General features: G+C 41.8%; 11 protein-coding genes and 2 pseudogenes. 3 read left to right on the top strand and 10 right to left on the bottom strand.

The window, feature by feature from the left end; translation table 11 throughout:
- Window positions 1-50: 50 nt before the first annotated feature.
- Window positions 51-965: a potassium transporter TrkG gene (locus ASU35_RS16205; protein ID WP_058354018.1), complete on the bottom strand. Its 915-nt coding sequence runs from the start codon at window positions 963-965 to the stop codon at window positions 51-53.
- Window positions 966-1,114: 149 nt separating this feature from the next.
- On the opposite strand from ASU35_RS16205, the gene ASU35_RS16200 reads away from it, so the two are divergent.
- Both ASU35_RS16200 and ASU35_RS16195 read left to right on the top strand, forming a co-directional pair.
- Entirely contained in the window at window positions 1,115-2,851 is a 1,737-nt protein-coding gene (locus tag ASU35_RS16200) for an ABC transporter ATP-binding protein (protein ID WP_058354017.1), read from the top strand.
- The gene (locus ASU35_RS16195) at window positions 2,808-4,586 is read left to right on the top strand and encodes an ABC transporter ATP-binding protein (RefSeq protein WP_058354020.1); all 1,779 of its coding nucleotides are present in this window, start codon (window positions 2,808-2,810) and stop codon (window positions 4,584-4,586) included. Before ASU35_RS16200 ends, ASU35_RS16195 begins: the two co-directional genes overlap by 44 nt.
- 175 nt (window positions 4,587-4,761) lie before the next feature.
- Here the strand turns inward: ASU35_RS16195 and ASU35_RS16190 are convergent.
- The 4 genes and pseudogenes from ASU35_RS16190 to ASU35_RS16175 form a co-directional block, all read right to left on the bottom strand.
- Window positions 4,762-5,190: pseudogene (locus tag ASU35_RS16190) on the bottom strand (glycine/sarcosine/betaine reductase complex component C subunit alpha); the annotation flags it as partial.
- Window positions 5,191-5,401: 211 nt separating this feature from the next.
- The gene (locus ASU35_RS16185) at window positions 5,402-5,752 is read right to left on the bottom strand and encodes a DUF1667 domain-containing protein (RefSeq protein ID WP_242861307.1); all 351 of its coding nucleotides are present in this window, start codon (window positions 5,750-5,752) and stop codon (window positions 5,402-5,404) included.
- A 5-nt stretch (window positions 5,753-5,757) separates the two neighbouring features.
- Entirely contained in the window at window positions 5,758-7,020 is a 1,263-nt protein-coding gene (locus ASU35_RS16180) for an NAD(P)/FAD-dependent oxidoreductase (RefSeq protein WP_058354015.1), read from the bottom strand.
- Window positions 7,017-8,735 (bottom strand): NAD(P)/FAD-dependent oxidoreductase, encoded by a 1,719-nt coding sequence (locus ASU35_RS16175; protein WP_058354014.1) that lies wholly within the window; start codon window positions 8,733-8,735, stop codon window positions 7,017-7,019. Before ASU35_RS16175 ends, ASU35_RS16180 begins: the two co-directional genes overlap by 4 nt.
- A gap of 155 nt (window positions 8,736-8,890) precedes the next feature.
- On the opposite strand from ASU35_RS16175, the gene ASU35_RS16170 reads away from it, so the two are divergent.
- Window positions 8,891-9,451, top strand: a complete 561-nt coding sequence (locus ASU35_RS16170) for a TetR/AcrR family transcriptional regulator (protein ID WP_058354013.1) — start codon at window positions 8,891-8,893, stop codon at window positions 9,449-9,451.
- A gap of 488 nt (window positions 9,452-9,939) precedes the next feature.
- Here ASU35_RS16170 and ASU35_RS20975 read toward each other — a convergent pair.
- The 5 genes and pseudogenes from ASU35_RS20975 to ASU35_RS16140 form a co-directional block, all read right to left on the bottom strand.
- Window positions 9,940-10,337: pseudogene (locus ASU35_RS20975) on the bottom strand (histidine phosphatase family protein).
- Window positions 10,338-10,693: 356 nt separating this feature from the next.
- A complete protein-coding gene (locus tag ASU35_RS16160; RefSeq protein WP_058354011.1) occupies window positions 10,694-11,437 on the bottom strand; it encodes a DUF1266 domain-containing protein in 744 nt (247 codons plus the stop codon).
- 179 nt (window positions 11,438-11,616) lie between these two features.
- Window positions 11,617-11,913: a helix-turn-helix domain-containing protein gene (locus ASU35_RS20820; protein WP_083504352.1), complete on the bottom strand. Its 297-nt coding sequence runs from the start codon at window positions 11,911-11,913 to the stop codon at window positions 11,617-11,619.
- Window positions 11,914-12,036: 123 nt separating this feature from the next.
- A complete protein-coding gene (locus tag ASU35_RS16145) occupies window positions 12,037-12,300 on the bottom strand; it encodes a hypothetical protein (RefSeq protein ID WP_058354010.1) in 264 nt (87 codons plus the stop codon).
- 22 nt (window positions 12,301-12,322) lie between these two features.
- Entirely contained in the window at window positions 12,323-12,793 is a 471-nt protein-coding gene (locus tag ASU35_RS16140; protein WP_243126457.1) for a CDP-alcohol phosphatidyltransferase family protein, read from the bottom strand.
- Window positions 12,794-12,836 lie beyond the last annotated feature (43 nt).

The following is a 12,836-nucleotide window of genomic DNA, read 5'->3' as shown; positions in this document are numbered from 1 at the left end:
TATAGAAACTTGTAAACTAAGTAGTCTTGATTGACTACACCATTATTATACTAGGAGGTCGTATCTCTAAGACACTCCTGTGGTATAGTTAAAAATCCCGCTGTCCTTGTCGTAACCGACTGAAACAATGCGGCCAGAAGCTTATGCGGCAGGCTTAAGCCTCCAATCGTGTCTGGATTAGAATATTCCAAAAGAAAGATAATCAGAGCTCCACCGAAAATCAATGCCACTGTCATAGAAAGCACAACCTTAGAATGCAGGCTCAGCTTGGAAAGCATTTTACAAAAACTATATTTCTTCTCTTTTTTTTCACGAAGTCCCCGCAGAGCATCCCACCAGACTGGGAAACCGATGCCGCCCAAAATAATCAGAGCTATTGTAGTTCCATTAACCAGAAGACTGGTCTGATATGGCATCAAGCTGTAATCACTTACAATGTCCATCCCTGCATTACACATAGCTGAAACCGCATTAAACACAGAAGCCCAGATTCCATAAGCTACGCCAAACTCCGGAATAAACTTTATCATATAAAAACAGGCTCCAATTCCCTCAAGTAAGAGGGTGCCCTTTAAAATATCAATCGTAAGCTTTACTAAGCCCCGCAACGTATCCAGGTTATATGCATCCTGAATTAAAAGTCGGTCCTTTAAGGTAATTTTTTTTCTAAGCAGCAAAAGTACTGTCGTTGTAAAGGTCACGACACCTAAGCCGCCAAACTGAATCAGGAACAGTATCACCGCCTGTCCAAAAAAGCCCCAGTGCCGCATTGTATTTACCGTTACCAGTCCTGTTACACAAAGAGAGGTAGTCGCCGTAAAAGCTGCATCTATCGGTGCTGTCCACATTCCTTCGGCAGAAGAAATCGGCAGCATCAATAAAAAGGTACCTATTAAAATGCCTGCTAAAAATCCAAAGGCTATAATCTGAGTTGTCGTCAAGCCCGATCTTATTTTTCGTGCCATTTTTCTTCCTCCAAGGCTTATTTTCCAATGCTACATTATAGTCCACTTTCTATCTTATGTCAATGAGCCACCTATCTTTCTCTTTTCAGGTATTATCCTATATGATATAATGTTTTCATGATTTTTACAAGAAGAAAGGACGAAATCAGGTGAAAAAACTACTTGTTTATTTAAAAGCCTATAAAAAGGAGAGTATTTTAGGTCCTCTTTTTAAAATGCTGGAGGCCTCCTTTGAGCTTTTTGTACCTCTGGTAATCGCCTCTATTATTGATACAGGAATTACCACCCAGGATAAGGGCTATATCCTAAGCCGCTGCGGAATTCTTATTCTCCTCGGTATTATTGGTCTTGTCTGCTCGGTCACAGCTCAGTATTTTGCGGCAAAGGCATCGGTCGGCTTTGCCAAAAAAATCCGTCACGTCTTATTTTCCCACATTCAGACCCTCTCCTTTACCGAGCTGGATACTCTAGGTATTTCAACGCTGATTACCCGCCTGACCAGTGATATCCATCAGGTGCAAAACGGAGTTAACTTAACCCTCCGTCTTTTTTTACGTTCTCCCTTTGTTGTCTTTGGTGCCATGCTTATGGCCTTTACCATCGATGTTAAGTGTGCCCTGATTTTTGCGGTTGCCATTCCTGTACTCTCTGTTGTGGTATTCGGCATTATGCTGATTTCCATTCCACTTTATAAAGAGGCACAAAGAAAGCTGGACCAGGTTCTTTTAACCACCCGGGAAAATCTTACCGGCGTCCGTGTTATCCGGGCCTTTTGTAAGGAAGAAGCTGAAATAGAGAGCTTTCATAATGCTAACGTGGAATTGACCCAGCTTCAAAAATACGTTGGACGGATTTCTGCTCTCTTAAATCCTCTTACCTATATTATTATCAATCTGGCAGTTATTGCTCTGATTCGCCAAGGCAGCCTTCAGGTAAGTCTAGGCATCCTGACTCAGGGACAGATAGTTGCTCTTTATAATTATATGTCACAGATTCTGGTTGAATTAATCAAGCTGGCTAATCTGATTATCAGTATTACGAAAGCAGTTGCCTGCGGCAACCGTATCCAGTCAGTACTAGAGGGTACAACCAGTATGAGGGACGGCTCTTCACAGCCAGAGCCTATCTCTGGCTCTCCAGCTGTTGAATTCCAACAGGTAGAGCTCCGCTATGCAGGTGCAGCCCAGGCCTCCTTATCTGACATCAGCTTTTCTGCCAATACCGGTGAAACCATAGGCATCATCGGCGGTACCGGCTCCGGCAAAACCTCTTTAGTTAATTTACTTCCCCGTTTCTATGATGCCACCGCAGGCAAAATAACTATAAGCGGTGCAGATATTCAATCTTATAAGCTGCAGTCCCTGCGGGGAAAAATAGGTATCGTTCCTCAAAAGGCTGTTCTTTTCAAGGGCAGTATCCGTGAAAATATGCAATGGGGAAAAGAAGATGTTTCCGATGAAGAAATCTGGGAAGCACTTTGTGCTGCCCAGGCAGAAGATGTCATTGCCGGAAAAGAAGGCGGTCTTTCCTATGAGCTGGAGCAGGGTGGTAAAAACCTGTCCGGGGGTCAGAGACAGCGGCTTACGATTGCCAGAGCCCTGGTGCAAAAGCCCGAAATTCTGATTTTGGATGACAGCTCTTCTGCTCTTGATTTTGCTACAGAAGCAGCTCTTAGGAAGGCTCTTTACAATCTTTCCTGGAAACCCACTGTTTTTATTGTATCCCAGCGTACCTCCTCTATCCGCCACGCAGACAAAATTATCGTTTTAGAGGATGGCACCACGGTGGGCATCGGCACCCATGATGAGCTTTTAAGCTCCTGCGAGGTGTACCGTGAAATTTATGAATCTCAGTTTAAAAAGGAGGTGTCTGGCAGTGAAGTCTAAGAAAAGCCAAGCAGAAACAATAAAAAAAGTGCTTCATTACCTGAAGCATTACCGCCTTTTCATGTTTTTGTCTATTCTTTTTGCAGCAGCCAGTGTTGCCCTTACCCTGTACGCTCCAATTCTGGTTGGAGATGCCATTGATTTGATTGCAGGCAAGGATGCTGTAGATTTTTCCGGAATCAGTATCATTTTACAGAAGTTAGCCTTAATCATAGTTATTACAGCTGTACTGCAATGGCTTATGAATACCCTTAACAATAAGATTACCTATCATATGATAAAGGATGTCCGGAACGCTGCCTTTGAAAAGCTGCAGATTCTTCCGTTAAGCTATCTGGATAATCACACCTCCGGTGAAATCGTAAGCCGTATTATTACTGATGTCGACCAGTTTGCTGATGGTCTCTTAATTGGCTTTACCCAACTGTTTACAGGTATTGCTACCATTATTGGCACATTATTTTTTATGCTTACCATTCATCCCGGCATTACCGCAGTCGTGGTTGTACTGACACCGCTTTCTCTATTTGTGGCAAAATTTATCGCCACCCGTACCTATGATATGTTCAAGCTGCAGTCAGAAACCCGTGGGGAACAAACCGGATTGATTGATGAAATGATTGGGAACCAGAAGGTAGTAAAGGCTTTTTCCCAGGAAGATAAGGTTTTATCCCGTTTTGATGAGATTAATAATCGTCTGGAAAAATGCTCCTTAAAGGCTATTTTCTTCTCTTCCCTGACGAATCCCTGCACTCGTTTTGTCAACAGTGTTGTCTACGCCGCTGTTGGACTTACCGGTGCTCTGGCTTGCCTTGCAGCCATAATTTCTGTTGGTGACCTGGCCTGCTTTTTAAGCTACGCCAACCAATATACGAAACCTTTTAATGATATATCCAGCGTCATCACCGAGCTTCAGAATGCATTAGCTTGTGCAGCCCGGATTTTCGAGCTGATTGAAGCAGAGCCAGAGCTGGCAGAGGCTTCCGATGCAACAGGGCTTAACGAGGTTTCCGGTACCGTTAATTTAACCGATGTTTCCTTTTCCTATACAAAAGACAAGCCGCTTGTCGAGGGCTTTAACCTTTCTGTAAAGCCTGGGCAGAGAGTTGCTATTGTCGGCCCTACCGGCTGTGGAAAGACAACGCTGATTAACCTTCTGATGCGTTTTTATGATGTAAATCAGGGCAGTATCCAAATAGAGAATAGGGATATCCGCCAGCTGAGCAGAAAAAGTCTTAGAAGCTCCTATGGTATGGTACTGCAGGATACCTGGCTTAAGACCGGTACCGTTCGTGAAAATATCATTATGGGAAAAAAAGCTGCTACAGAAGAGGAAATCATCGCAGCAGCTAAGGCAGCCCATGCCCATAGCTTCATCAAACGTCTGCCTCATGGTTATGATACCATCATCGGTGAAGATGGTGGCAGCCTTTCTCAAGGACAAAAACAGCTTCTATGCATTACCCGTGTCATGCTGTGTCTGCCTCCTATACTTATCTTAGACGAGGCCACCTCTTCTATTGATACCCGCACAGAGGTACGGATACAAAAAGCCTTCCAGAAGCTTATGCAGGGACGTACCAGCTTTATCGTTGCCCATCGGCTCTCTACTATCCGGGAAGCAGATACTATTCTTGTCATGAAGGATGGACATATTATTGAGCAAGGCAATCATGAAGAGCTTTTACAGAAAAACGGCTTTTATGCCAAGCTGTATCTGAGTCAGGAAAATTAGTTATTTCATGCCCTTTCACTGCCGCCAAAACAGAACAAGTTATTGTTTATCTCCCTTTTAAAGCTGTGCTTCAAAAACGCCACCAGCCCGTAGCATAAGAACGGGCTGGTGCAAAACTTTATAGTTTTTCCTGCTTGATGCCTTTATAAAAGAAGTAATCGTCGCAAACCTTTATTTACTGAATATAGCCAACCTTCTTAAGTTCCTCTTCTGCTTTTGCAAGATTAGCATCGGACACACGGATAATTGGTCCGGTACATCCCATGCCGCTCTCTGCATAGATATTAATCTTCCAGAGTGCTTTTACCGCATCCTCAAGATCCATAACTTCAATTCCAGAAATCTGGGAGGTTACAATCTCCTTCGGAGGTTCTTTTACAGCCTCTGCTGTTCCAGCTGGTTTCTGGGAAGCTTTCAGCCCATCCAGAATCTCTTTTAATCCGGCCTTCTTAACAGCCTCAAGCTCAGCCTTTGCTACTTCAAAGACTTTCCCTCTTACCAGCTGTGCTGCATAGCGAATCGCATTTGCAATGACCGGTGCACCACTGGCCCTGGATACGATCATGACTAACTGTTCATAGCCTTCTCCAATACCTGGTCCATATACGACCTTTTCCATTCCAATGCTTCCCGTATACTCGCGGAAATCATCATCTGTCAAAGCGAATTTTTCTTTCATCAGTTTGTAGAGAGATTCCTTTGGATATTTAACATACTCTGGATCACCCCACCGGAAAATAGAACGATAGCTGTCCTTTGGTGCTGCTTCCTTTACCCATTTTGGTTCAAACTCTTTATATGGTTTACTCATAATTTTAATTCTCCTTTAATCTGTCACTGGTTATGATAACGTCTACGCCAAGTCCAAGCACATCCGGTATTACCACATCACCTGTTCCCAGGCGTTCCATTACCTTTACTTTATTGATTTCTTTCATTACATCAAATATCCGTTCCTTGGGGATTTCTGCAGATACCCGTACAGGCACTACCGGTGTCTCAGGAAAGCAGGTCGCTACCGTACTGCATATGGTCCGCATCGGATGGGTCAATTCCGTTATCGCAAAAGCTCTCCCACGTTTGCACTGATTGCCGGATACCAGGATTTCCTCACTGCTGTTATCTACCTGCAGCCTGCAGCCATTGGGACATACAATACATGTCATTTCTCTCACTTTTCCATCCCCCTTTCCACAAGCCGTACCGTTACAGAAGCTTCTGGTGGTATCAGCCCTGCATCAAGCTCCAGCCGTTCCATTTCCGGTGGTTTTAAATTCCTGTATTTTTTTTCAAATAAAACCTTATCTCCTGAAAGTATCTGGAAAACTGCTGTTTTTCGTTCTTCTCTGCTTCGGAAATATAAAATTGCTTTATTTTCGCCGGCACAGGTTTCCCTGCGAATACGCTGTGGCACCAGATAAAGGAGAGAAGAATCCGCTGCTAGTTCTACGGTCTCCAAAGCTTCTCCCTGATAATGGGCTGCTGCCTTTCCTGCTAACAGTCCGCTTTCTGATACATAATCTACCAGGTCATTTACATGAAGTGCATTTCCGCAGGTAAATACTCCCGGAACACTGGTCATAAACTGTTCATCACAAAATGGTCCTTTGGTTTTAGAATCAATCTGCACATCCAGAGACTCTGCCATCTCATTTTCAGGAATCAAGCCTACCGATAAAATAAGGGCATCACACTCCACGACGGTCTCTGTTCCCTTAATCGGACGCATTTTCTCATCTACCTTGCTAATCTCTACTGCCGTCAGCCGGCTTTCTCCAAACACCCTGGTTACCGTATGAGACAAATATAATGGAATCTGAAAATCCTCCAGACACTGTACAATATTTCTGGTAAGCCCTGAAGGTGTAGGCTTTGCTTCATAAACGCCACACACTTTGGCTCCTTCCAGAGTAAGGCGTCTCGCCATAATCAGTCCGATGTCTCCACTTCCAAGTATAACACATCTTCTGGCAGGCATCTGTCCAAGAAGATTCACAAAATGCTGTGCTGTTCCTGCCGTATACACTCCGGAAGGTCTCGTGCCATGAATCCATACCTGCTTTGCCGTACGCTCCCTGCATCCGGTAGCTAACACAATCGTTTTCGCCATGCAACTAAAGACACCCTTCCGGTTTACATAGGTAATTTTCTTTTCCTTTCCTGCCTCTTCTATCTTTGTTACAAAGGTTAGAAGCTCACAGGGAATCTTAAGACTATGAAACTCTTTTTCAAACCGTTCCACATATTCTGGTCCCGACAGCTTTTCTCCAAAATGTAAAAGTCCGAAGCCATCATGGATACACTGCTTCAAAATACCGCCAAGCCTGGCCTCACGTTCAATAAGAAGCACTCCTGCACCTTCCTTTTTGGCTGAAATAGCTGCCGCCAGCCCACCTGGGCCTCCGCCGATTACCACTACATCATAATTGTTCATTCGGCTACCTCCTTTGTAGGACCATAAGTAAGCACAGATTCCGCATCTGCCTTTCTCACCGCTTCTAAAGGCATGCCAGTCTCTTCATGAATAATCTGTGCTACTAAAGGCATGCAAAAGCCACCCTGACAACGTCCCATACCCGGACGGACCCTCTTTTTGATACCATCCACCGTAGGTACTACCAAAGGTGCATGAAGAGCATCCAATATTTCTCCCTTACTAATCTCCTCACACCGGCAGACAATCACACCATAATCCGGATTTTCTTTAATCAGACGGTCTCTCTCTTCCGGCTCCATTTCCCGCAATACCGGAATTCCTTTTCGTCGCGGATTATAAGACTTATTTTTTTCTACCTTCTGGGTCTTTTGCAGAAATTCTACTGCCATTTTTTCAATATCCAGTGCTACAGCCGGTGCTGTAGTTAATCCCGGAGACTGAATACCGGCACAATGAAGAATATTCCTTGTCTTCCGTCCAAACTCGATAATATAATCCTCTTCAAAGGTCGCTGCACGCACACCAGTAAAATAAGTAATTACATCACTTCGTTTTATGTCTTCCACTGTTTTTCCGTGTTTTGCAAAAAGAGTTTCTATGCTTTCCTGGGTAGTCGCCATATTTTCTTTTTCGTAGGTTTCCACTGCATCCGGGCCAACCAAAAGATTACCATGCACTGTATGTAAAATACCTCCGCCCTTGGTATGGCTGTTGTCTTTTTTCAATGTCTTAAAGGAAACCACTCCCTTTACCAGCTTACCTGTCTTTTTATCCAGGATAACATCCGTTCCACGCCTTGGATGTATAGAGAAAAACCGGTCTTTAGCCATCTCTGCCACATTATCTGCAAAGACCCCGGCAGCATTGATTACAAGCTTTGGATAGATTCTGCCCCGATTAGTAAGTACACTTTTTATGGTTCCTTCAGACACTTCCATAGAAAGTACTGCTGTGTTCAATGAAATTCTTGCACCATTTGAAACCGCGTTTTCTCCATAGGCAATCGTAAGTCCATAAGGACATACACAGCCAGCACTTGGACTGTAGAGGGCAAAAGAAAACCCCTTATTTATCCTTGGCTCATTCTTTTGCAGCACATCCTTTTTTACTACCCGGGTACCTTTTACCTTGCAGATATTTCTTCTCTGCCATGCATAGGCCTTTACAAGGGGATAGGTCCCTTTTTCTGAAAATCCTACATACTGTCCATCCCTGGAAAATGGGACAGAAAGCTCTTCACATATCTTCTCGTACATGGCATTTCCAAGGAGTACATAATGCTGCTTCAAGGTTCCCACATTTAAATCCACACCTGGGTGTACTTCTCCATCATTTCTTCCGGAGGCCTGCATAGCCAAATCAGACTCTTTTTCTACCAGCAGAATATTCAGCTTCCATTTGGAAAGCTCTCTGGCAATACTGGCTCCGGATATGCCACCGCCAATAATAAGTACATCCGGTCTGTCTCCCTCCAATGCGTCATCCTTTAACGAAGGAATTCTCATTTTCGGTATGTCCACTCCGTCAAGCACGATATCATTGACCACATGAAGCTTCTTATCGGGCTGTACACACATCTGACAGGCAGCAACAATGTCCTCCCATTTGCCTAAATGTCCAGATACCACAATGCTCTGATCCTTGTACTCTGCAGTTACTTTACCGTTGTATTTTTTTTGCAGCGACTGCTGCAGCCGCTCAATTCCTTCCATGCCTTACCTTCTCTCTTTTAGTCGGTCATGCGACCGACTCTTTTTTTATATCATACCAAATTTTGTCATTTCTGTCAATGAAATCCGCTCTTTCATTGACGAAATTATGAAAATCTTATATACTATAGGAAACCAAAGGAAAGGCGGTACCTGTGATGGCAGCACCAAGAAAAGATAACGTAATTAAATTAATTTTAAATGCTACAGAAAAATTGTTAAAGACCAAGTTGTTATCCGATATTTCCCTGGCAGAGATTGCAAACCACGCAGGCATTGCCAAGGGAACCTTATATTATCACTATAAAAACAAAGAGGAAATCCTTTTTGCTCTTATGGACCAGTACCTGGAAGAACAGTGGAACAATCTTCTGGCCTGGACCTCTGACGAGTCAAAGGATACCTCTTTGCCACGATTATTAAAATATATCTTAGAACGGGATACCTCCACCGCAGACATGCGGTTTCACTTCTTTTATGAAGCTATTTCCGGCAATGAAGTGATTCGTACCAGACTTTTAGAGCGTTACCATAATTTTGCCGGACTGATTGCCGAAAAAATCAGAGAGCGTACCGACAGCATTGATGCCGACTATCTTGCCTGGATAACACTGGTACTTTCCGATGGGCTTCTGATGCATAAAATGCTGAGAAACCCAGAGATTAACACCACAGACACAATCAAAGAAACAGAAAAATACCTGCGGAAAATTTTCTAAGCTATGCCTTTGCATTCTGGTACGTTACATAAATATGCCCTATTCCAAAAATCAAGGCACTCGTAATAAGAAATACATGTATCAGGGTAATTCCACTGATTAGAAAAATCCCTGTTGGAATAATAGCTAACAGCATACTTTTCCCAAACTCTGCACTTATTTTCCTCTCCCTTAAATGTCATAGCATAGTCTCTTCCCTCCTATTTTCCGCGGTATTTTTTCATTCGCCTTCTTTTTTCCAACTCGTCAATCAAAAACTTATTACTTGAGCTAAAAATACAATTTTGGAATATCCCGACCATCTATCGAAGCGTATGACGTTCCGTTCAGCACCGCACCACACTTGATATAAAGCTTTACAGCAGGATGGGTCGTCACAAAATCAATTGTCACATTATATTCATCGTCAAATAGCTGACTGAGCGATTTGGGAGTTGATGAGTTCTTTTGTCTACGCTCGTCATCTCGACAAACGGGGATTGAACGAACTAATTCTCAAACAAATTATATTTCTCAATTCTTATACAAACATTATTCTCAAAAATAAATTTCACTACCCATGGCATTACATTCCTAATCTTTTCAAAGTCGGAATAACCAAATGTTTTGTCATAATAGTTAATGATTGTACTTAATGCAGTTCCATGACTTCCTATAATAATATTTTTTCCATCTCAATTTCTAAATACACAGTTTCTGCAAAATCGGCAACTGTATCAATCGCTCGCTTATATGGGCTTGATAATACAACATCAATATGCTTATCTAATAAAAATTTCGTTACAAGTTTTCTGTCTTGTAATCCTTTATTCGAAAGCTCTCTTGACATATCGTCATGGTTGTTATAATTAGGTTCTGCGTGCCTAACAAAATATACTGTTGTCATCTTTTTCATCACTCTACTTCTTACACTCTTTTATGGCTCCCATTATAACAGAAATCCCAGAGAATTTAATTACTTTTGAGGTGTATCTGTCACCCTTTTACTTTCAAAAGGGCTTCAGTCTACTGTGTGGTTTTACCATTTCTAGGTACATCAGGAACAGACGGCCTTCTCTGGAAGCACTACTGAAAACCTTTGCACCGCTGAAAATTAAATTATCAATGGAAGGTGGATACATTATGAATTACAAAATTGTAAAATAGGGTACAGTCCATACCAGCGGCACCAGGAGTGTTTTTTACTCAAAGCTATATGTAAAGCCAGGGCAAAAGAACCGTCCCCTTGTCTTCCTGTTGTCCTTACCAGGTTTTTGTTAATTCCGTTTTAAAATCAACCTGATAGGGGTTATCATCTCTGGCTTTGAGTTCCTCATAGATGGCCTGGCGTTCAGCACTGCTTTCCTCTGCCCAATATTCATAACCACGCAAATAGCTTTTAATCAAATCATCCCAGGACTCATATAAGGGCTGCACCATCTGTGCAATTTCCAAAGACTTGTCCAAGGCTTCTTCCTCGGAATAATATCCCGCAAGGTAATAGAAGCTCAAAAGGTTCAATGCCCTGCAGTAATCCCATCCGGCAATCGCATTTTCGCCATACTGCTCATACATCTCATACTGGCTTATAATCTGCTGTACTTCATCGGATGATAAATCAGAATTCTCTAAAAAAAATCTTTCCCTATCCTCGACCTCACCCAAGCCGGCTTCCTGTAAATAAACCATATCTTCTGCAAACTGGGTACGGTGTCCCTCACTCAAAATCCAATCCAGTGTTTTATCCGCCGATATACGGTCTGTCACTCCCCACCATTTTTCCAGAGATGCAATTTCTAATTGTTTCATCGTAGCGTTTGCCGGAGCACCTGCAAAGCGGTTATAGTCCAGACCGTTCACCTCTGTCAGAATCGCATAAGATGCGTTAAACCAGCGGATTGTATCTGTCAGGGAAAGTCCCTCATCTGTGGCTGTTTTTGCTCCGCAGCCTGCAAGCAATAGTGTCAGGCACAAAAGCATACTGATCATCATTTGTTTTGTTTTCATTTTGTGTATCTACTCCTTTTCCTGAAATTTAGGCAATGACTGCCCTGCTATTGTATTTTATACTTTCTTGCACTTATAACAATGTCACTCATTTATGCCATTTCTCCATTCATATAGTTTCCTCCTCTCGGCATATAATTTGGATTTCACCAAAACTACTTCATTTGAACCTCTCATGGCTAAAGCCGCAAGCTTCTTGGGAACTCCTTTCTACTGAAAAGATATTTACCAAGCTTATTATATACAAACCTGCAACATCCAAAAGTCTTAGCGATTATTTCTTTTTGCTTCTTATTTGGGTATATACGATACTTATAAGCTTTTTCCACATAATGTTGTGGAGAACAATTAATAAGAAGATGAATGTGGTCTTTATCTGTGTTACATTCTAATATTTGAAATCCATTATCATCAGCTATCTTATCTATATGATATTGTATTGAATATCCATACCCACGTCCATGAGTAACTTCCATATATTACCTTATAATTATAATAACATATAATCCAGTATTCTCAATACATTATAATATATTTTTGTTTAACATATGTATGTCAATTCATCCCAAGACTAAAGTCACGGGTGTTCTTGACATACTTCATAAATTAATATCAATTTCGTACTTATCATCAATAAGCACATAGTTTACATTGTGGTTTATAGCAAGTTCTAAAATGTGAGAATTATCCTTTAACACACTTTTCAGAGTACACCATTCGTCATCTAAACGATTCTCAATAACACTTGCATATCTCTTTATGTCCGAAAAGTGATTTCTTATGTAATCCTCGCTCATTACAAGGCAATAGTATCTAATGTTATCAAGATAATTCTTTTCAAATTTTTCTTCACGTTCAGACATAATTCATCTCCATAATTGAATTTTAGACTTCAAATCTCTTAGTTCTTATATAGTGTCCTTCCTGAATAGCTGCAAATGTTCCAACAGCACACACAACAATGGCACTATATTTTAAATCAATAAATTCTAATGTCATCGGAAGAACAAACAGCAATAATCCAGTAAGTTTATTCATTACTGTATGTTCAGCCACAAACATCTTTTCTACAATAAATCCAGATATTAGATTAATAATCTTTATTACTGCAATAACGCCTGTCCATACCCAAAGCCATATGGGTACTTCCAATATCGGAACCAGCTTAATTAGGCATACTACCACAAAAATGAAATCAGCGACAGTATCCAGTTTAGAGCCAAACTCACTAACGGTATTTGTTTTTCTTGCCACAACTCCATCTATCATATCGGTAAAGCCTACTATCAAGTACAAAGCATAAAACATCGGAGAAAAAGCAGGACTAAATAGAATTATGATACTCAAACTTCGCACTTGAATAAGTGCCTATGCACCTTGAAAATTCAATAATAACTGG

It is taken from the genome of Acetivibrio ethanolgignens (genome assembly GCF_001461035.1).
In the GTDB taxonomy this organism is placed as follows: Bacteria; Bacillota; Clostridia; order Lachnospirales; family Lachnospiraceae; genus Velocimicrobium; species Velocimicrobium ethanolgignens.
Note: the sequence above shows the minus strand (reverse complement) of the source record. Positions and strands in the feature narration are given on the sequence as shown.

Coding starts and splice junctions, on each gene's coding strand:
- ASU35_RS16205 (WP_058354018.1), bottom strand. CDS start 965: ATGGCACGAAAAATAAGATCGGGCTTGACGACAACTCAGATTATAGCC.
- ASU35_RS16160 (WP_058354011.1), bottom strand. CDS start 11,437: ATGAAAACAAAACAAATGATGATCAGTATGCTTTTGTGCCTGACACTA.
- ASU35_RS16185 (WP_242861307.1), bottom strand. CDS start 5,752: ATGACATGTATTGTATGTCCCAATGGCTGCAGGCTGCAGGTAGATAAC.
- ASU35_RS16195 (WP_058354020.1), top strand. CDS start 2,808: ATGAATCTCAGTTTAAAAAGGAGGTGTCTGGCAGTGAAGTCTAAGAAA.
- ASU35_RS16175 (WP_058354014.1), bottom strand. CDS start 8,735: ATGGAAGGAATTGAGCGGCTGCAGCAGTCGCTGCAAAAAAAATACAAC.
- ASU35_RS16180 (WP_058354015.1), bottom strand. CDS start 7,020: ATGAACAATTATGATGTAGTGGTAATCGGCGGAGGCCCAGGTGGGCTG.
- ASU35_RS16145 (WP_058354010.1), bottom strand. CDS start 12,300: ATGTCTGAACGTGAAGAAAAATTTGAAAAGAATTATCTTGATAACATT.
- ASU35_RS16170 (WP_058354013.1), top strand. CDS start 8,891: ATGGCAGCACCAAGAAAAGATAACGTAATTAAATTAATTTTAAATGCT.
- ASU35_RS20820 (WP_083504352.1), bottom strand. CDS start 11,913: ATGGAAGTTACTCATGGACGTGGGTATGGATATTCAATACAATATCAT.